This window comes from Adlercreutzia wanghongyangiae, from assembly GCF_035989245.1.
Lineage (GTDB): Bacteria > Actinomycetota > Coriobacteriia > Coriobacteriales > Eggerthellaceae > Adlercreutzia > Adlercreutzia wanghongyangiae.
The window spans coordinates 54,700-72,830 of sequence record NZ_JAYMFF010000001.1 but is presented as its reverse complement, the minus strand read 5'-3'; the positions used below and the strand labels follow the sequence as shown (position 1 = coordinate 72,830).

The window sequence follows — 18,131 nt, the reverse complement described above, 5'->3', positions numbered from 1 at the left end:
CACCCCCCCCGCGGCCGATCAATCCCGTAGGGGCGGGCTTCAGCCCGCCCTTTCCAGCCGCGTTGCTGGCGCACCCTAAATCCAGTGAACGCGGGTCTCGTCGTAGCGGGTGGCACCCTTGGGCTCGGGATGGTTGGCGGCGTGCCCCACGGCCACGAGCGCAAAGGGTTCCACGCCCTTGGGGCTGCCGAGGGCCACTTCCACGGCGGCGATGCGGTCGGGTTCGGGCGCGATGCCGAGCCACACGGCTCCCAGTCCGATGTTCGCCGCTTCCAGCAGGATGTTCTCCACGGCGGCACTCATGTCGAGCGGGGTGCAGCGCGGGAAGCGTAGGCCCTCGGTGCGGGTGCACACGGCAATGACGCAGGAGGCCAGCTTGGCCGGCGCGGCATAGGGGCTCGTGGCGGCAAGGGCCATGCGGGTGGTCTCGTCGCGGGCGATGTAGAATTCCCAAGGTTGCTGGTTGCCCGCCGAGGGGGCGGCCATGGCGGCGCGCATGAGTCGTTCGATGTCATCGATGCTCACCGTTTCGTCGGTGAATTGGCGCACGCTGCACCGCTTGAAAATGGCGTTCATGAAGTAGTCCTCGATCCTATTCGCCGATAGATTGCCAAGGCCCGGTCAGCGGAAGAGGGCCTTGGCATGAGAACGCGCCAAAAGAAGGCGCGGTATTCGCATTGCACGTATTCCACTGTAACCAGCCACCCCCTGCGCTGCGGGCGAGCGTTCAATCCCTTTACTGACCTGCGAACACGCCGCTACGGAATTGAAAAGAAACGGACGACCCGCAGGCCGCCCGCTCGAAAGGCGCAAGATGTGGGGAGCGTGCGCCATCCAATCGCAGCACGCAAGCGCCGTCGGTACCGTTCCGCGGTGCTGGTCGGCAACGTTCCGCAGGTTTCCTACAGGTCGCGCTGGTACAGATCCTCGTAAGTCTCGCGGCGCGTGACCACGCGGGCTTCCCCGTCGCGCACGAACACCACGGCCGGGCGCGGCTGGCCGTTGTAGTTGCTGGCCATGGTCATGTTGTAGGCGCCGGTGCCGAACACGCACACGATGTCGCCCAGGTCGGCCTTCTGCAGGGGCATGTCCACTACCACGGCGTCGCCGCTCTCGCAGTGTTTGCCGCACAAGGTGACGATCTCCTCGCGGGGACGCGCGGCCTTGTTGGCGATGGTGGGCTCGTAGTCGGCGTGGTACAGCGCCGTGCGGATGTTGTCGGACATGCCGCCATCGACGGCCACATACTTGCGAATGCCCGGCAGCGTCTTCAGGATGCCCACGGTGTACAGGGTGACGCCGACGTTGGCCACCAGGCTGCGGCCCGGCTCCACCAGAAGGCGCGGCAGCGGCAGGTTGTGGATGCCGCACAGGTCGCGCACCGCCGAGCAAGTGACCTCGGCGAAGTCATCGATGGACGAGGGCGTGTCGTCGGCCAGGTACGCGATGCCGAGGCCGCCGCCCAAATCCAGTTCCTCGATCACGTAATCGTAGCGCTCGCGGATGCGGGCCATGAACTCCACCATGACCGCCGCCGCCTCGCGGAAGGAATGCAGCGCGAAAATCTGAGACCCGATGTGACAGTGCAGACCCGCCAGGCGCACGTTCTCGGCGGCCAGCACGTCGCCCACGCAGTTGAAGGCGAAGTCCTCGCGCATGGTGAAGCCGAACTTCGAGTCCTCGCAGCCGGTGCGGATGTACTCGTGGGTGTCGGCCTCCACGCCGGGGGTGATGCGCATGTACACATCCTGCACCACGCCGAGGCGCCCGGCAATCTCGTTCACCCGGGCCAGCTCGATGCGGGAATCCAGCACGATGCGCCCCACGCCGGCGGCAATGGCCTCCTCCAGCTCGCGGGGCGTCTTGTTGTTGCCGTGCACGAACACGCGCTCCATGGGAAAGCCCACGGCCTGGGCACAGGCCAGCTCGCCGCCGCCGGACACATCCAGGCACAGCTCCTCAGCCTCGGCGATGCGCACCACTTCCTTGTTCAGAAACGCTTTCGACGCGTAGATGATGTCGGAGTTCTCGTAGCGGCTGCGGAAGGACTCGCGGTAGGCCTCCATGCGGTGGCGCAGATCGGCCTCGTCGAACACGTAGAGCGCGGTGCCCTCCTTCTGGGCGAGCTCCACCATGTCAACCCCGCCGATGAACAGGTGGTCGTCGCGCACCTCGGCGGTCTCGGGCAGCACGGCGCCCAGCTCCATGGTGGTGCGCATGTCGGGCTTCTTGGTGAGGTCGGAGGCAGGCAGGGCCATTTCCGCGTCCTTTCTTCTCGGGCATTGGGTGCGCTTTTCGCTGAGCGCCTGAAGGCGGCTCGGCAGCGAGGGGCTCCGCACCAGTGTTTCTCTCGTGAATGGCCGTATCTTACCAGCCTGTTGGCTAGCTGCGTATGTCCGGCCCGTTAAATCGTCCAACCGGTAATTGAACGGCTTCACTGGAAGGGGAAGTGCGAAACCTTCGGGCGCCTCGTTCAGCCCACACGGTTTCGCTTGAAGGGAGCCGCGGCCTAATGGCGTGCTCCGTAGGCCTCTTTGTTAATAGGATGATAATAAGAAGGCAATAAGAAAGCGAAAAGGTGAAGGGCGATGACCAGGTGTTTTACCAAACAGCAAGGGGAAGGGCGCCCTGTTTTGTTCTTCGGTGTTAATAAGAAGCGCTGCTGAGGAGCCTCGGAATTTGAGGGGCTGTTGAAAGGGTGTGCAATGACGAGGGATGGGCTGCGAAGCGACGGTTCTATGGTATATTCTCGCCAGTGAATAATTGCTGCTGCGGCGGCGCCCAATGAAAGGACCCATCATGGCGAAGACCGAACCTTCTGTTGACCAGTGGCTGCGCGAGGCCAAGGCCGATCCGGCGGCGGCCCAGTGCGGCATGTTCCTCACCCACAACGGCGTGGTGCGCATCACGCCGAAGAAGCAGGTGCGCGAAGGCGTGGAGGGCCTGGGTGATGTGGTGGCCGTGGAATTCTCCTACGACGCCGAGGGGCTGGCCGCTGCCGAGGCCGAGGCGCTCACCTGGCCGGGCGTGTACTACGTGCGCACCTGGCTGAACGAGGGCCGCTGCGAGGTGGGCGACTCGCTCATGTACGTGCTCATCGGCGCCGACATTCGCCCCAACTGCATCGACGCGCTGCAGAAGCTCGTCGGCCACATCAAGAACGAGCTGGTGGTGGAGAAGGAGATCTTCGCGGAATAGGTCGTCTGGGCATTGGGGTGGGAGGAGCGCTCGGCGTCCGCTGATCGCTTATCCCGCTCCAAACGCGATTAAGGCAATAGCGAAGATGACGCACGCATTTCGGTACCTTCCCGCCATCGTTGCTGCTGAAGTAGAAGCTATTGCCTGCCTATCGCGTTTTCCGCGGGGCGATCAGAGGCCGCCGAGCGCCCCTCCCGCCCCAATGCGAGGACTCGCGCTTCTTTCCGCGCGCAGAGGGCTGGGAAACCGCCCTCTCCCCGCTCTGCCGATGGAATTCGGCGACTGCGCCCTTATAATCGTCCGATCAGAGAGAACTTTCGCGCTCGGGAGAGGACGCAATATGGCAGTGAAGATCGGTTTGGTGGGCACCGGCACCGTGGGTGGCGGCTGCATCGACATCATCTTGAAGCACGGGGACGCCTTCCGCCGCCACTTCGGCATCGACCTGGAGCTGGCGCGCGTGTGCTCGCTCTCGCCGGCCGAGGCCGAGGCCCACGGCGTGGGGCACCTGTTCACCGACAACTTCAACAACATCATCAACGATCCCGAGATCGACATCGTGGTAGAGCTCATCGGCGGCACCACCATCGCGCGCACCGTCGTGTTGAACGCGCTGGCTGCGGGCAAGAACGTGGTCACGGCCAACAAGGCGCTTATGGCCACTCACGGCAAGGAGGTCATGGACGCTGCCGCGGCTGCCGGCAAGGAACTGGCCTTCGAGGCCAGCGTGGGCGGTGGCATTCCCATCATCGACCCGTTGAAGCACTCGCTCATCGCCAACGAGATCACCTCGGTCATGGGCATTGTGAACGGCACCACCAACTACATGCTCACCCGCATGGCCGACAACGGCCTGTCCTACGATGACGCGCTGGCCGAGGCCCAGGCGAAGGGCTTCGCCGAGGCCGACCCCACGGCGGACGTGGGCGGGTTCGATGCGGCCGCGAAGATCGCCATTCTGGCCTCCATCGCCTTCAACTCGCGCGTGACCTTGGACGACGTGTACACCGACGGCATCACGAACATCTCGCCGGTGGACATCGATGCCGCGCGCGACATGGGCTACGTCATCAAGCTTCTGGCCATCGCGCATCGCCGCGAGGGCGGGGTGGATGTGCGCGTGCACCCCACCATGATTCCCGAGAGCCACCAGCTGGCCACGGTGAACGGCGTGTTCAACGCCATCTACGTGGTGGGCGATTTCGTGGGCGAGACCATGTTCTTCGGCGAGGGTGCCGGCGCCGGTGCTGCGGCCAGTGCCGTGATGGGCGACGTGTTGGAGGTGGCCCGCCACATTCAGCAGGGCGTGGCTCCCATCGTGGGCTGTACCTGTACCGACGAGCTGCCCATCCTGCCCATGGACGAGCTGGCCATGCGCTACTACCTGCGCTTCTCGGTGACCGACCGTCCTGGCGTTCTGGAGACCATGGCCGGTGTGTTCGCGCGCCACAACATCTCGGTGAAGTCCATCGTGCAGCGCGGCCGTTCGGGCGCCGAGCGTGTGGACCAGGTGGTGGTCACCCACCGCTGCCGCGAGCGCGACATCCGCGAGGCCCTGGAAGAGGCCCTCGCGCTGGACAACGTGGTGCTGGATACCCCCTCGGTCATCCGCGTGGAAGAGTAGCCTCTCGGCGACGACAGTGTTGCGGTAGGTATTCCGCAGGGCTGGCTTAGCCGGTTCTTGTCGGACGGCTCGCCTTGCTTGACGAGGGGCGACTAAAGCCGCCCCCTACGGGGTTTGCAGCGGCAACCGCGGATTCGTACATCACAGGAGCGGGGTTCACCCCCCCCAAGCCGTGCATCGCAGGAGCGGGGTTCACCCCCAAGCCGTGCATCGTAGGGGCGGGGTTCACCCTCCCAAGCCGTGCATCGTAGGGGCGGGGTTCACCCCGCCCGTTTCGTGGGAAGGAACAGGTTATGGCAGAGAGCATCGGTGTTATCTTCGATTGCGACGGGACGCTCGTGGATTCCATGGGCGCGTGGCATGATGTGGATCGCACGCTGGCGGCCGAGGCGGGCATCGCACTGACGCAGGCCGATGCCGACGCCATTACCACCATGTCGCTGCCCGAGGCCAGCGCGTACCTGCACGAGCAGTGCGGCCTGGGGGAAAGCAACGAAGCGGTGTTGGATATGATCTTCGAGCGCATGCGCGCCTTCTACGCCAACGAAGTGGAGGCACGTCCCGGCGCCCTGGAATTCGTGCGGGCGCTGCACGAGCAAGGCGTGCCCATGGCCGTTGCCTCGTCCACGCCGGCCGACATGCTGGCCACTTGCGTGGAGCGCTGCGGGTTCGCGCCCTACATGAAGGCCGTCGTGTCGGTGGATGACCTGCACACGAGCAAGCGCGAGCCGGCCGTGTACGACCACGCCCGCAGCTTCCTCGGCACCGACCGGGCTCACACCTGGGGTTTCGAAGACGCCGCCTATGCGCTGGATACCCTGCGCGCGGCGGGTTATCGCACCGGTGCCATCTACGACAACGACATCTCCGGTACCCGCGAGGCCCTGCTCGCCCGTGCCGACTTCCTCATCAGCAGCTGGGAAGACTTCCCCGCCGCCGACTTCCTCACGAAGGCCACGGAATAACCGCGCACCTAAGCGGCAAAACCATAGGATGCGCGCAACAAGACCAAAATGCTATTTTGGGATATTGCGATCAGTAATTGATAGCTTGTATTTAGTTGCGCGTGCTTTTCCGACCGATGCAACTTTTCCCTGAGAGATAAGATCTTTCAGCAATTCGTTCGTACGCGAGACGCTTATCTGAAGAGAATCGGCTATATCTGCCGATTTTGAGAGCCCGTTTTCCGTTAGATACTCAAGTATTTCGCCTTGGGTTTTCATTGATTTGCCTGATAGGGGCGCCGTAGTATCTGCCGGTTTTATCTGCCGAAAACCGTTAGATACTCCGTTAGATACTCCGACCAGCGGTAGTGTCAGAATAGTGCGATCGGGCCCGTATTCTTCTCTGTAAACTGGAGCAGCGTATCCGGCTTCTTTCCAGCCGTGGAATATCCTCGATATGCCACTTCCTGCACGTTCACCCGCGTCGATCATAGAGAACATCTTGAGCATAGTGGCGTTTCTCGGGTCCGACTCTCCAGGCTGCATGGCTTTCTCTATGGGGATGCGAAAATCACCCGGATTCGCGATGGTAAGAGCATCTTCGTCCCATATGCACACAATACCGCGCCGCTCGTGATAATTGGCATTGGTCACGCAATTTACGATGGCTTCACGAAGTGCCTCGTGCGCAGGCGTGTCGTCTACGCGTTCGATTCCGTCTAGCTTGAACGGCACTTTAAGGGCGGCTTTCAGCTTGTTGTAGACTCGGAGATAGAAATCGTAGATATTGCCCGACCAGTCGCCCGTGATAGAGGTAAACCTGTCTTCCCAACGAGTGCTGGTGCCTGTTTGTTGCCGATAGTCGAGGAAATATTGGGGCAGTATGCGTGTAATCCAGCAATCCCGGCCAAACATGAGAAGACCGGCATAGGTCGGCTTGAGATCGCCCCTCTCATCCCTGGCAATCGCGCCGAGAAAACTCAGGAATTCGTCATCGGTCGCATCGTTCCACAGATGCCCCTCGTTTGCAAACGAAAAGCGTGTGCGGTACTTTCGTACCGTGTCGTAGTCGAGATAGCCCATCTCGGCACCTTCTGCGATGCGCGAATCGCCGCTTGTGGCCTCTGCATCGCGGAGCATGGACTGAACCTCCTCGCGCGTACAGCGGTGGTCTCCCGTGTAAGCTCGGCGCCACGTCTCGCCGAGAATGTCCTTATTCAGGAACACCGGACGCATGGTGCGGCTTACGCGGGGCACTTCTATGACGATGATCTCCTTGCCGTCTACGGTCTCGATGCGAACATCATCGTCGTGGAGAAAGCGTGCGCTCAGCTTGTCTTTACTGAGGGCTGCGTTCCAAAAGTCGTCGAGCATCCTGTGCGCATTGCTCAGACCTATGATTTCCAGCGAACCGTCTTTGTGCTCTCTTGCGCCTAACACGATGACACCGCCCGCAGTGTTGGCAAATGCCGATATGGTTTCCCAGAGGCTTTTGGGCAGGCCTCCCTGAGCTGCTTTCGCTTCCAGTCGGTTGTCTTCTCGGTACTTGTCAGTTTTATCTAAAATCATCGGTGTGAGCACCCTTCTGTTTCGCGGCTCATTCTAGCAAGGGAACGGGTTGCGCCATATGCTCTGTCATCAAGAAGCACCATGAATTCATCAGGGTGCAGAGAGGCGCACCGGTGCCATCTACGACAACGACATCTCCGGTACCCGCGAGGCCCTGCTCGCCCGCGCCGACTTCCTCATCAGCAGCTGGGAAGACCTCCCCGCCGTCGACTTCCTCACGAAGGCCACGGAATAACCGCGCACCTAAGCGGCAACATCGTAGGATGTGCGCAGCGGAGAAGTTGCGGCTAGTGCCGACCCGTTCCTATTGCGTCACGGGGCATCTTGGCAGGAGGAATCCCAGTTCAGGGCTTCTTGTTAAGCATCGTTGCTTGTGTCTGCGATGCCGTGCTGGTACGGTGAAAGCATGAGAACCTGTCTCGAAGGGGCTGGCATCATGCTGAAGGACAACATCAAAAAGCTGCGCACCGAAAGCGGCCTCAGTCAAGATGAGCTGGCCGAGCGCATCCCCGTGGTGCGCCAGACCGTCTCGAAGTGGGAACGTGGCACGTCGGTTCCCGATGCTGACTCGCTCGTGGCTTTGGCTCGCGCCCTTAATGTGACGGCCTCCGAGCTGCTGGGGGAGTCGGTGCCGAAAGCGCAGGCGGCTGCCGATCTTTCATGGAGGACTTCGCTGCTGGACGAGCGTGTTGCCAGCGAGTCGCGACGGCTCGATCGGGTCGTGCAAACGCTCAAATGGGTTTTGGCCGGCGCGGCCATCGCGGTGTTGGCTCTCGGGGTTTTTGTGTGGCTGCCGAATCAGCAGTTCAACTACGTCGTCTGGTGGGATAGCGTGGCCGACGATCCCGATTACAACAAGATCGTCTTCCGTCTTAACGGGGAAGAGAAGTCGCTGCGTCTTCTTCTGGATCCCGAGCATCACGATCGGGTTATCGGCTGCGCTGGAGAGCCGGGGCTGGCGGAAGCCATGGAGGCCGCGGAGTTCTTCGGAAAGCCAGGGGGCCTGGATACATTGTCCGAGCGGGCGAATCAGGCCATCGAGGCGATGGGGGGCACGGTGCTTCGCCACGAGTTGTGGCTTCCCGTCGAGGCTCGCGAGGACGACGATCCCCTCAATGACGACATGCCTTACTCGGTCTGTTACTATGCCGACTCCGAGGACCAGGAGATACCGTGGCTCTGAGAATCGGATGCGAGTGCATGAGGCGGGGTGTGAGGCTTGCACCTGTGCAGCGGATTCACGGGTGCCGCTAAAAGTATTCCCTATTCGGAATACTTTTCTGCATGGTTCTTCCTTCAAAAAGTATTCCTCATTCGGTATACTTTTTGCTCCGGGAAAGGAGCAGGGCTGTGCTGACGACGAAAGAGGCGGCGGAAATACTCGGGGTGAGCGCGCGACGTGTGAATGCCCTCATAGAAGCGGGTGCGCTGAGGGCGGAGCGGTTGGGCCGCTCGTGGGCCGTTGACGAGAATTCGGTGCGTCAACGGGCAGCGTCGGAGCGTCTGCGTGGCCGCCCGTCTGATCGCTCGGGAGAGGTGGCGCATCGCGCGCGTTACACGCTCATGTGCCGTGATCACGAGGTGATCGGCTTCACCTACGATTTCCGAAGTGGCGCGGTGGCCGACCTGAAGCCGCTGGACGGCATTGCCTGGAAGCCGCTTGGCATTGGACGGCTCGACAAAACCCCCAATCGCTACGACTTTGCGGAATGGCTGCGCAGCCGCGCCATTCCGGGTATGCGTCCGAATCTGCCCGTGGCCTTGCGCGATCTGATGGTGCGCACGCCTTCGGCGCTGATGTTCGCGTCGTGGGGCCTCAGCTTGTCCGACCCGTATTGGTTCAGGCCCGAAGGCGCTCCAGCGCAGTGGGCCGATGTGAACTATTTCGATAATGGTTACGAGGAGGCGTTCGGCGACCTCATGCTGGTCGGGGAATCGCCGAAGGCGGCCAGGGTTGCGTCCGCCGATCGCTCGGAGCTGCCGGGGCGCGGACCAGCTATCACCCATTCGCCTGACACGGCCACCAACGGTATGCTTAGCAAGACATGGGTGCGCCGCCGCGGCGTCGACTACCTCATCAAAGGAGGTACGGGCAACGAGAACCGTGAGCCCTACAACGAGAGATTGGCGACGCGCCTGCTCGAGCGCCTGTTGGATCTGGACGAGTTCGTTCCTTACACCGTTATCGAGCGTCACGGACGCGCTTATTCGTCGTGCGCAAACATGGCGGGGTCCGACACCGAGCTCATTCCCGCCCATGACGTGCTGACCGCCTTCGCCATTACCGAGGGCCGCGACCTGCATGCAGGTTATCTGCGGGCGCTGGAGGACTTAGGCGTGGAAAATGCCCGGCAGCTTATTGATAAGATGATCGTCGTCGACCACCTTATGGCTAACTTCGATCGCCATACCCATAACTTCGGGCTTCTGCGGAATGCGGAAACGCTCGACGGTTACCGGGTGGCGCCTCTGTTCGACCACGGATGCGGATTCTACAGCCGGGCCACAACGGCGGAACTGGAAGCGCGTCCCTACGTTTGGGAGAGCCATCCGTTTCGCGAGTATCCGTCGCAGCAGCTCGCCCTTGTGGACGATATCAGCTGGTACGACCCGAGTGCGCTCGAAGGTTTCCTGGATGAGATTGCCGAAGTGCTAGGCGAGAACCCGGAGATCGACGAGCGTTTTATCGCGGCCGTGCAGAAGCAGACAGCACGCCAGATACGGGCGGTGAGCGACCTGGCTGCCGAGCGCGGCGTGGTATCCGCTGGCTGGTAGCGGGCGTTCCCGGCAAGGGGCGCTGGGGCGCCCCGACTCAAAACGACAAAACTGTAAGGGGCACGCAACGGGGCGGTAAGTTGGGGCTGCCATAGTGGTCTCATCGAAATTATCCCGTTTGGGAAAGGAGATCGCCATGATAACCATCGTTGCCGGCACTGCTCTGTTTGCCCTTGCCATTGCCGCCATGGCCGGCTGCATCGGAGCTGCTGCGCTGTAGAAGCGGCTGCTCTGTCAGGCATTTCGCCTGGTGATGCGTCCTGCCAACCTCTTTTAAGGCCCCGCTGTTCCATCGAACGGCGGGGCCTTTTTCTTGCCGATAGTCGAAAAAAGTCAACGATGATCAAGCAACTTATGTTAGTATTATCGGTCACGGATAATACTAACAAGAGAGGAGTTGAGCGTGAACTTGACGTTCAAGGGGTTCTTGCGTTTGTACTGCCGCGAACTCACCGGCTTAAAGACGGATAACCTGCGGAAACTGCGGGATTCCGTCGCCACCACCATGCCGGCCGCCGCCGAGGCTCTCATGGTGTTCGCCGCAGTGCAGGACAAGGCTCGCTACCTGGCCTCCATCAGCGAGGGAACGTGGATGGAGCGCAGCTACGCCCAGATGGCCGAGCTTTTGGACGATCCGGAAGAAGTGTCGTTCTTTCTGCAATCGCCTGAGGCGCCTCCCCGGTACCGCGCGGTGTGGAACGCCTACATAGCGCGGCGCTACGCCATCGCGGGAGACCGGCTCATCATCGCCGGCATACGGGAGCAGACGCTACAGGCCATGAAGGGCCGCGACGTAACGGTGTACCGCCTGTGCAAAGATTTGGGCTTGAACAAGGGAAACATCTACGCATTCCTCAGCAAGGGAGACAACACCAAGGTGAGCCAGGGCACCGCGCGGCGCATCCTGGAGTACGCCTGCAAGGCATCGTAGGAGGGGGAGATGCGCGCGATTGGAAAGGCGAAGGGGTGAGGGCGCTGCTCGATTGGCTTAATAAGCTGTGCGGTCGCGGGGGCCGGCAGACCTTTTCCGCGCGGTTCGGCGAGGCGGCGGTGTATGCGATGCCGGCGGCAGACGGCTCGCTCGTGCGCGTGCTGAACGTGGGCGGCGTGCTGCAGTCGGCCACCTATACCGACGAGCGCTGGGCGCGTTGCCCCTTTGCGTACTTGCGGGCCTTTGACCATATGTTTGAGGCCAACTCGCTGACTGTCGGGCGCGTGCTCATGATTGGCGGCGCGGGGTTCGCCTATCCCAAGCAGCTGCTCGTGAACCACCCGGGCATCAAGCTCGATGTCGTGGAAATTGACCCAGCTATGGTGGAGCTGGCACGTGAGCACTTCTTCCTTGATCGGCTGGAGGCTCAGCTGGCAGCCGAAGGGCGTGCTGGCGACCTGCGTATTTTCGTGGAAGATGGCGAGGTGTTTCTGCTTGGGGCGGTCGAAGGGGCTCCCACAGCGACGACGCTCGCGGGCAACGCTGGGGCTCCCGACACGCCCGCGGAAGTTGCAAATTCCGATGAGCCTGGCGCCCCCGATCGCTACGATGCCATCATCAACGATGCGTTCGTGGGCCGTGATGCGGCCCCCTTCTTCGCGAGCGACGAAGGCATCACCGCGGCGCGTGCGTGCCTTGTACCAGACGGCCTGCTGATGGCCAACTGTGTGGTGGAGTTCACCGGCAACGCCATGTACCAGCTATTCGCCCAGGTGGAACGCTTGCGCGAGCACTTTGCCAACGTGTACGTCATCGACGCCTCCGATGAGGAATTCGGCGGCGCCGACAACTACCTCGTCATCGCCACCGATGGCGCCTACCCCTTCACCAACGTCATTCCCTACGGAGGGTAGGGCTGACCTGGGCGCAGGGCGAGCAGTCAAGCTCCTTGCGCAAATGGTTAGCCAGATAGGGCACCGCCATGCGCACGCGTCCGCGGCCGGCTGCCTCGATGATGCCGCTATCGATGAGGCGCTTCCGATATTTTTGAGCGTAGTCGGGCGTTACCAGCATACGCTCGGCGATATCGGCCATGGACGCCTCTTCCCCATCTTGCGCGAGGGCGCTCAGGAACTCGATGTCCTTTTCGGAGAGCGCGGCCAAGGTAGTGCGACAAATGTCGTTCTCGAAATCGATCTGAGAGGTGGCGAGGGCGTCAGCAAGGCAGGATTCGTCCACCTCGCCGTCAGGTAGGGCGTAGCGCACGACGTTGTGGCCTACCAGCTGAAGCATATAGGGCGAACCGGCCGTGAAGCCGGCCGCATGGCGGCGCAGATCGGATGCAATATTGAGGCCAAGTTGATCGAACGATTGCCGGTAAAAAGCATCCACGTCACCGAATTCGAGGGGGCTGAGGGCTATCTTGGGGGCGCGGTTCAGGAACGTGAGGACCTTGTCGTTGAGCGTAGCCGACACGGCGCCTGGTAATCCCGCCATGACCAGGGCGACGTTCAGGCCTTCGCCGACGAGTTCTTGATAGGTAATGACGAGCTGCTTGAGCTCCAGAGAGTTGGCTTGTAGCTCGTCGATAAGGAAGAGCACACCCTTGCCCTTGTCAGTCAGCTCGCGGCATAGTTCGGTGAGTTGTTGCTGCCGGCTTTTGCCGCTTTCGGGTGCCTGCTGGAATTGAAGGCCGGCGGAAAAGCCGAGGGCACCCACGCTTCCTCCGCTTGCGCGTCGCTTGGGAGAGAAGTCGGCGTCATCGGCGAGCTTTTCTACGATGCGAGGTAGCAGGTCTTCGGAGACGATGGTGGGGTTGGCGACGACGAACCCCGCCTTCCGCATGCGATCGGCCAATTCCCAGAGAAGAACGGTCTTTCCGCTTCCTCGCTGGCCGAGCAGGAGAACGGCGCGGTCGCGGCTGCCCGGCGCTGAGCTAAGACCTTCGACGATTCGGTCGATGAGCCCGTCTCGGCCGACGAGCATCGAGGGGCGATTTCCGAAGGAGGGGGCGAAGATGGTGTCGCGCGTGCCCATGCCGTTTCCTTTCTTTCCTATTTTTCCCTTCTTTTCCTTTTCAGTCAAATGACAGCGAGAGCTTGTCGTTACGTGGGATTGCCGACTGTGGGGCTCTTGTGGGGTTCAGCGGTTGTACGTCACAAAAGGTTTCGCTGGAGCGTCTTAGTTTACGAGGACGTGTTCGGAGCGAGGAGGCTTTCGTGAACCGGTTGAGCGACATCATGGCTGTCGCGGGCATGGTCGTAGTGATTCTGTCCATTGCCCTGATGGCTTTCTGCTGGCAATAGCGTGTGCCGGGCGGTGCCCGCTGGCGGCGCTGTCAACCGATGCATAACGGGGGATTATCGGGTTGGCGTATGTTGGGCGCAGCGGTCATGGTTGCGTGGGCTTCTTTCTATACTGATGCTGGAATCGGCATCGGATGAGAAGGGAGACGGCCATGGGCGATGGCAAGCGCGCGCAGGATATCGAGCGCGAAGTGGCCTCCGAGTTGGAAAAGGCCGGCGAATACGTGCGGGCCGATGTTGCCGAGACGCGCCAGGAGTGGCACGATCAGCTGCACAACGACAAGGAGCAGTTGACTGCCGATGTGGCTCGTGACAAGGAGAAGCTGCACGAGGTCATAGAAGAGGTGCGCCATCCCGAACAGCTGGCCGCCGCGGCCGAGGCCAAACTTGCCCATGCGGCCGACGAGGCGCGGGAAGCGGTGCACGCCGTGGAGCATCCGAGCGAGATCGTCGCCGATGCGAAGCAGGCTGTGGCCGAGAAGAAGGCCGCCTTCGATGAGACGACGGCCACCATCGCCGCCGAGTTCACCAGTTCCGCCGACAAGAAGCGGCTGCCGGTGGTGCTGCGCGTGTTCGGCGTGCTGCTTATCGTGGGGGCAGGTGCCTCGCTGCCGGGCATTGCGAAGGTCATCTACCGCACGGCGCAATTGGTCGGATCGGGCGCCATGGGCGGCGAGGGCACGTCCACCATCGTGGTCACGTTCGTGCATCTGGCGGTGCTGGTGGCGCTGGCCGTGGCCCTCATCGTGTTTGGGGTGCGGCTTATCCGCAACCAGCGGCGCTGGGCGGCGCTTCTGTCCTACGTGCTGTACGTGCTCATCATTGCCGGCGGCCTGTGCTCCATTATGCTGTCAGGCATCAGCATCGACTTGGTGTTCTACCTGGTGGCGCTGGTGGTCACTATTGCGCTGCAAAGCTATCTGGACCCCACGCTGCTGGAAGAGCGCCGCGCCCGCCGCAAGGCCCGCGAGGCCGAGGAGCACCAGGAAGGCGAGGCCGGCACGCTGGGCCGCGACCCGTCGGGCAAGGGCTACATCGCGCTGAACTTCTTCAACTTGTTCTGGATCTTCGTGGTGGCCAGCATTCTCGGCCTGTTCATGGAGGAGATCGTCCACTTCCTGTTCGTGGTGCCGGGCCAGTGGCAAGACCGTGCGGGGCTGCTGTTCGGGCCGTTCTCGCCCATCTACGGCTGCGGCGCGGTGCTGATGACGCTGTTCCTGAACCGCTTCCACAAGAGCAACTGGCTTATCATCTTTTTGGTGGCGGCGGTTATCGGCGGTGGCTTCGAAGCGCTTACGAGTCTGTTCATGCAGTACGCGTTCGGCGCGGTGGCCTGGGATTACTCCAACATGCCCGGCTCGCTGTTCGGCGGCCGCACCTGCCTGCCCTTCATGGCTTGCTGGGGCTTGCTCGGCGTGGTGTGGATCAAGCTGCTTCTGCCCTTCATGCTGCGGCTTGTGAACTTCATTCCGTGGAACTGGCGTTATGTGCTGACCACTGTGGCGGCCTGCTTCATGCTGGTGGACGCAGTGATGACGCTGCAATCGCTCGATTGCTGGTACATGCGCCTGTCGGGCGATAAAGTGGACACGCCCATTCAGCAGTTCTACGACCACGAGTTCGGCGACACGTACATGGCCGACCGCTTCCAAAGTATGACAATTCATCCTGCCGACGCGGTGCGCGGGAAGTAGGGCTGCGGGGCTTCCGCGTTTGATAGCGGCGGCGAAGTGACGCAAGAGTGCTTGGCGGCGGTGGCGAAGTGACGCAAAATGGCGCTTGTGATGCATCCCGGGCTCTTTTGGGCGGCTTTGAAAGAGAAAAACGACCCAAATTTGCGGTTGTGATGCCGATAAGTGTCCAATTGCCGCTCTTGCAACCTCCTGGCTGCATCATAAACGCAAATTTCCGGCATAAAAGAGGGTCGAAACGTGCACGGTGCGCGCAACGCGCAGCACACGAGCGCTGGATTGCTGAACCTGCCTGGGGTTTCGCGCGCGGCGATGGCGGTGGGGCGGAAGTTCCTATGGCGCGTGGCCGATGCGAGGGCTTGGCAGGGCGCGCGGGTTCCTATAATGGGCAGACCATGAAACGAGGTTGAGAACAGCAAAGGAGCCCCTCATGACCGAGCGCATTGGAACCACCTGCGTGCAAGGCGGCTGGCGTCCCGGCGACGGCGAGCCCCGCCAGGTGCCCATCTATCAGAACACCACATGGAAGTATGACACGAGCGAGCACATGGGCCGCCTGTTCGATCTGGAGGAGGCTGGCTACTTCTACACGCGCCTGGCGAACCCCACCTGCGACGCGGTGGCCGCGAAGATCGCTGAGCTGGAGGGCGGCACGGCGGCCATGCTCACCTCGTCGGGCCAGGCGGCGAACTTCTTCGCGGTGTTCAACATCGCCGGCGCGGGCGATCATGTGGTGGCGTCGTCGGCCATCTACGGCGGCACCTACAACCTGCTCGCCCACACCATGCGCCGCATGGGGCTGGAATGCACCTTCGTGGACCCGCACTGCACCGACGAGGAACTGGCGGCGGCCTTCCGCCCGAACACGAAGTGCGTCTTCGGCGAGACCATCGCGAACCCGGCCCTTGCGGTGCTCGATATCGAGCGCTTCGCCGCGGCGGCCCATGCCCACGGCGTGCCGCTCATCGTGGATAACACCTTCCCCACGCCGGTGCTGTGCCGGCCCATCGAGTGGGGCGCCGATATCGTGACCCACTCCACCACCAAGTACATGGACGGCCACGGTGCTTCCGTGGGCGGCGTCATCGTGGATTCCGGCCGCTTCGACTGGACGGCCCGCGCCGACAAGTTCCCGGGCCTCACCGAGCCCGACGAGAGCTACCATGGCGTGGTGTACACCGAGCGCTTCGGCTTGGAAGGCGCCTACATCACCAAGGCGACGGCCCAGCTCATGCGCGATTTGGGATGCGCCCAGTCGCCGCAGAACGCCTTCCTCATCAACCTGGGCCTGGAGAGCCTGCATCTGCGCATGGCGCGCCATGCGGCCAACGGGCGTGCTGTGGCCGAACATTTGGCGGCCCACCCGAAGGTGGCCTGGGTGCGCCATCCCTCGCTCGCGGGTGATGCGGAAGAGGCGTTGGCGGCGAAGTACCTGCCCGAGGGGTCGTGCGGCGTGGTGAGCTTCGGCGTGGCCGGCGGCCGAGCTGCGGCCGAGACGTTCATGGCGAACCTGCGCCTGGCCCAGATTGCCACCCATGTGGCCGACGCGCGCACCTGCGTGCTGCATCCGGCCAACGCGACGCACCGCCAGATGAACGATGCCGAGCTTGAGGCCGCAGGTATCACGCCCGACCTCATCCGCTTGTCTTGCGGCATCGAGGACGCCGCCGACCTCATCGCCGACATCGACCAGGCCCTGGCCGCCGTCGAGTAGCTGCGGCGTCGCTGAAAGGAACAATCCATGCCCATTCGCATTCCCGATGCCCTGCCCGCCACCGCGGCGCTTGAGAGCGAGAACATCTTCGTCATGACGGAGCATCGCGCCATGCACCAGGACATTCGTCCGCTGCGGGTGCTGCTGCTGAACCTCATGCCCACCAAGATCACCACTGAGACGCAGATTCTGCGCAAGCTTTCCAACACGCCCATCCAGGTGGAGGTGGAGCTTCTGCAGACGGTGAGCCACGATGCGAAGAACACGGCCGCCGAGCACCTGGAGGCCTTCTACACCACCTTCGACGACGTGCGTGACCGGCACTTCGACGGCCTTATCATCACCGGGGCGCCGGTGGAGAAGCTCGACTTCGAGGAGGTGGACTACTGGCCCGAGCTCTGCGAGATTATGGAATGGTCGAAGACCCACGTGCATTCCACGTTCCACATCTGCTGGGGCGCCCAGGCCGGTATCTACTACCATTACGGGGTGCCGAAGCACGCGCTGTCCGAGAAGATGTTCGGCGTGTTTCCGCACACGCTGGCCAAGCGCACCTCGCCGCTCGTGCGCGGGTTCGACGACGAGTTCTGGGCGCCGCACTCGCGCTTCACCGAGGTGCGGGCCGCCGACATCGAGGCCCATCCCGACCTGGAGCTGATCGCCGTGTCCGACGAGGCCGGCGTGTACGTGGCGAAGTCCACCGACTCGCAGAACTTCTTCGTGTTCGGTCACCCCGAGTACGACCGCGAGACGCTTGCGGCCGAGTACGAGCGCGACGTGGCGCGCGGCATGGCCATGGCGTTGCCGGCCCACTATTACCCGGACGACGATCCGACGTGCGAGCCGGTTTCCACGTGGTTCTCGCATGCGCAGTTGCTGTACACCAACTGGCTGAACTACTATGTGTACCAGACGACTCCCTACGACATCAGCCGCGCCGGCGAGCGTGTGGGGGAGTAGGAGTCGAAAGCTCGAGCGAGGAAAAGGAGGGGTCGTGGCCATCGATCCGACGCGCGACCCACATGCGCGCATTGTGGTGAAGCCGCTGCCGAGCCAGGTGGCGGCCGCGAAGGCGAAGGCCTGCGCCGCTGGTGCAGGGGTCGTGGCCGGCGGTGCGCCCAGGGGCGTGGCCGGCGGTGCGCCCAGGGGCGTGGCCGGCGGTGCGCCCAGGGGCGTGGCTGGCGGCATCGGTGCCGAGGGCGCAGCCGACATCGCGGCGACCGCCGGTGCCGCGCCCGATCCCTTCCTGCGCGCGGCGAACGAGGACGACGACGGCTACGACCCCTATTCCGATCGCCCTGCTCCGTGCGAGCCCCTTTTCCAGGAAGACCCTTGGGCTTAAGACCCCCAACTCGCCTCGGGCTGCTCGGCGGTCTTTC

15 protein-coding genes are annotated in these 18,131 nt (G+C 62.6%); 11 read left to right on the top strand and 4 right to left on the bottom strand.

Annotation, left to right across the window (positions count from 1 at the left end):
* Positions 1 to 75 precede the first annotated feature (75 nt).
* A complete protein-coding gene (locus tag VIN30_RS00290; protein ID WP_326426238.1) occupies positions 76 to 576 on the bottom strand; it encodes a nitroreductase family protein in 501 nt (166 codons plus the stop codon).
* Between the two features lie 326 nt (positions 577 to 902).
* Positions 903 to 2,258 carry a diaminopimelate decarboxylase gene (gene lysA / locus VIN30_RS00285; RefSeq protein WP_338208329.1) on the bottom strand — a complete coding sequence of 452 codons (1,356 nt, stop codon included), beginning with the start codon at positions 2,256 to 2,258 and terminating at the stop codon, positions 903 to 905.
* Between the two features lie 541 nt (positions 2,259 to 2,799).
* Here lysA and VIN30_RS00280 point away from each other — a divergent pair.
* From VIN30_RS00280 to VIN30_RS00270, 3 genes are all read left to right on the top strand, one after another.
* Complete coding sequence (locus VIN30_RS00280; RefSeq protein WP_326426245.1) at positions 2,800 to 3,198, top strand: molybdenum cofactor biosynthesis protein MoaE; 399 nt, start codon at positions 2,800 to 2,802, stop codon at positions 3,196 to 3,198.
* A gap of 340 nt (positions 3,199 to 3,538) precedes the next feature.
* Positions 3,539 to 4,822 (top strand): homoserine dehydrogenase, encoded by a 1,284-nt coding sequence (locus VIN30_RS00275; RefSeq protein WP_338208326.1) that lies wholly within the window; start codon positions 3,539 to 3,541, stop codon positions 4,820 to 4,822.
* Positions 4,823 to 5,115: 293 nt separating this feature from the next.
* Complete coding sequence (locus VIN30_RS00270; RefSeq protein WP_338208324.1) at positions 5,116 to 5,787, top strand: HAD family hydrolase; 672 nt, start codon at positions 5,116 to 5,118, stop codon at positions 5,785 to 5,787.
* Between the two features lie 51 nt (positions 5,788 to 5,838).
* Here the strand turns inward: VIN30_RS00270 and VIN30_RS00265 are convergent, their stop codons facing one another.
* Positions 5,839 to 7,335, bottom strand: coding sequence for an ATP-binding protein (locus VIN30_RS00265; RefSeq protein WP_338208322.1), 1,497 nt, complete (start codon positions 7,333 to 7,335; stop codon positions 5,839 to 5,841).
* A gap of 436 nt (positions 7,336 to 7,771) precedes the next feature.
* On the opposite strand from VIN30_RS00265, the gene VIN30_RS00260 reads away from it, so the two are divergent.
* The 4 genes from VIN30_RS00260 (at position 7,772) to VIN30_RS00245 (ending at position 11,955) form a co-directional block, all read left to right on the top strand.
* Positions 7,772 to 8,518 (top strand): helix-turn-helix domain-containing protein, encoded by a 747-nt coding sequence (locus tag VIN30_RS00260; RefSeq protein WP_338208320.1) that lies wholly within the window; start codon positions 7,772 to 7,774, stop codon positions 8,516 to 8,518.
* 167 nt (positions 8,519 to 8,685) lie between these two features.
* The gene (locus VIN30_RS00255; protein WP_338208318.1) at positions 8,686 to 10,110 is read left to right on the top strand and encodes a DNA-binding protein; all 1,425 of its coding nucleotides are present in this window, start codon (positions 8,686 to 8,688) and stop codon (positions 10,108 to 10,110) included.
* Between the two features lie 403 nt (positions 10,111 to 10,513).
* On the top strand, positions 10,514 to 11,041 hold the full coding sequence (locus tag VIN30_RS00250) for a hypothetical protein (protein WP_338208316.1): 528 nt from the start codon (positions 10,514 to 10,516) through the stop codon (positions 11,039 to 11,041).
* A gap of 35 nt (positions 11,042 to 11,076) precedes the next feature.
* The gene (locus VIN30_RS00245; RefSeq protein WP_338208313.1) at positions 11,077 to 11,955 is read left to right on the top strand and encodes a spermidine synthase; all 879 of its coding nucleotides are present in this window, start codon (positions 11,077 to 11,079) and stop codon (positions 11,953 to 11,955) included.
* On the opposite strand, the gene VIN30_RS00240 is transcribed toward VIN30_RS00245, so the two are convergent.
* Positions 11,936 to 13,078 (bottom strand): AAA family ATPase, encoded by a 1,143-nt coding sequence (locus VIN30_RS00240; protein WP_338208311.1) that lies wholly within the window; start codon positions 13,076 to 13,078, stop codon positions 11,936 to 11,938. The genes VIN30_RS00245 and VIN30_RS00240 overlap by 20 nt on opposite strands.
* A 421-nt stretch (positions 13,079 to 13,499) precedes the next feature.
* Here VIN30_RS00240 and VIN30_RS00235 point away from each other — a divergent pair, with 421 nt between their 5' ends.
* The 4 genes from VIN30_RS00235 (at position 13,500) to VIN30_RS00220 (ending at position 18,094) form a co-directional block, all read left to right on the top strand.
* Positions 13,500 to 15,041, top strand: coding sequence for a putative ABC transporter permease (locus tag VIN30_RS00235; RefSeq protein WP_326426260.1), 1,542 nt, complete (start codon positions 13,500 to 13,502; stop codon positions 15,039 to 15,041).
* Between the two features lie 427 nt (positions 15,042 to 15,468).
* Positions 15,469 to 16,752 carry an O-acetylhomoserine aminocarboxypropyltransferase/cysteine synthase family protein gene (locus VIN30_RS00230; RefSeq protein ID WP_338208309.1) on the top strand — a complete coding sequence of 428 codons (1,284 nt, stop codon included), beginning with the start codon at positions 15,469 to 15,471 and terminating at the stop codon, positions 16,750 to 16,752.
* Positions 16,753 to 16,779: 27 nt separating this feature from the next.
* Positions 16,780 to 17,712, top strand: coding sequence for a homoserine O-acetyltransferase MetA (gene metA, locus VIN30_RS00225; RefSeq protein WP_338208307.1), 933 nt, complete (start codon positions 16,780 to 16,782; stop codon positions 17,710 to 17,712).
* A gap of 34 nt (positions 17,713 to 17,746) precedes the next feature.
* The gene (locus VIN30_RS00220; protein WP_338208305.1) at positions 17,747 to 18,094 is read left to right on the top strand and encodes a hypothetical protein; all 348 of its coding nucleotides are present in this window, start codon (positions 17,747 to 17,749) and stop codon (positions 18,092 to 18,094) included.
* The last annotated feature ends 37 nt before the right edge of the window (positions 18,095 to 18,131 follow it).

Bases quoted from the DNA above. Each gene is read 5' to 3' on its own strand.
- metA (WP_338208307.1), top strand. From the start codon at position 16,780: ATGCCCATTCGCATTCCCGATGCCCTGCCCGCCACCGCGGCGCTTGAG.
- VIN30_RS00270 (WP_338208324.1), top strand. From the start codon at position 5,116: ATGGCAGAGAGCATCGGTGTTATCTTCGATTGCGACGGGACGCTCGTG.
- VIN30_RS00280 (WP_326426245.1), top strand. From the start codon at position 2,800: ATGGCGAAGACCGAACCTTCTGTTGACCAGTGGCTGCGCGAGGCCAAG.
- VIN30_RS00275 (WP_338208326.1), top strand. From the start codon at position 3,539: ATGGCAGTGAAGATCGGTTTGGTGGGCACCGGCACCGTGGGTGGCGGC.
- VIN30_RS00235 (WP_326426260.1), top strand. From the start codon at position 13,500: ATGGGCGATGGCAAGCGCGCGCAGGATATCGAGCGCGAAGTGGCCTCC.
- lysA (WP_338208329.1), bottom strand. From the start codon at position 2,258: ATGGCCCTGCCTGCCTCCGACCTCACCAAGAAGCCCGACATGCGCACC.
- VIN30_RS00265 (WP_338208322.1), bottom strand. From the start codon at position 7,335: ATGATTTTAGATAAAACTGACAAGTACCGAGAAGACAACCGACTGGAA.
- VIN30_RS00240 (WP_338208311.1), bottom strand. From the start codon at position 13,078: ATGGGCACGCGCGACACCATCTTCGCCCCCTCCTTCGGAAATCGCCCC.
- VIN30_RS00290 (WP_326426238.1), bottom strand. From the start codon at position 576: ATGAACGCCATTTTCAAGCGGTGCAGCGTGCGCCAATTCACCGACGAA.
- VIN30_RS00260 (WP_338208320.1), top strand. From the start codon at position 7,772: ATGCTGAAGGACAACATCAAAAAGCTGCGCACCGAAAGCGGCCTCAGT.
- VIN30_RS00230 (WP_338208309.1), top strand. From the start codon at position 15,469: ATGACCGAGCGCATTGGAACCACCTGCGTGCAAGGCGGCTGGCGTCCC.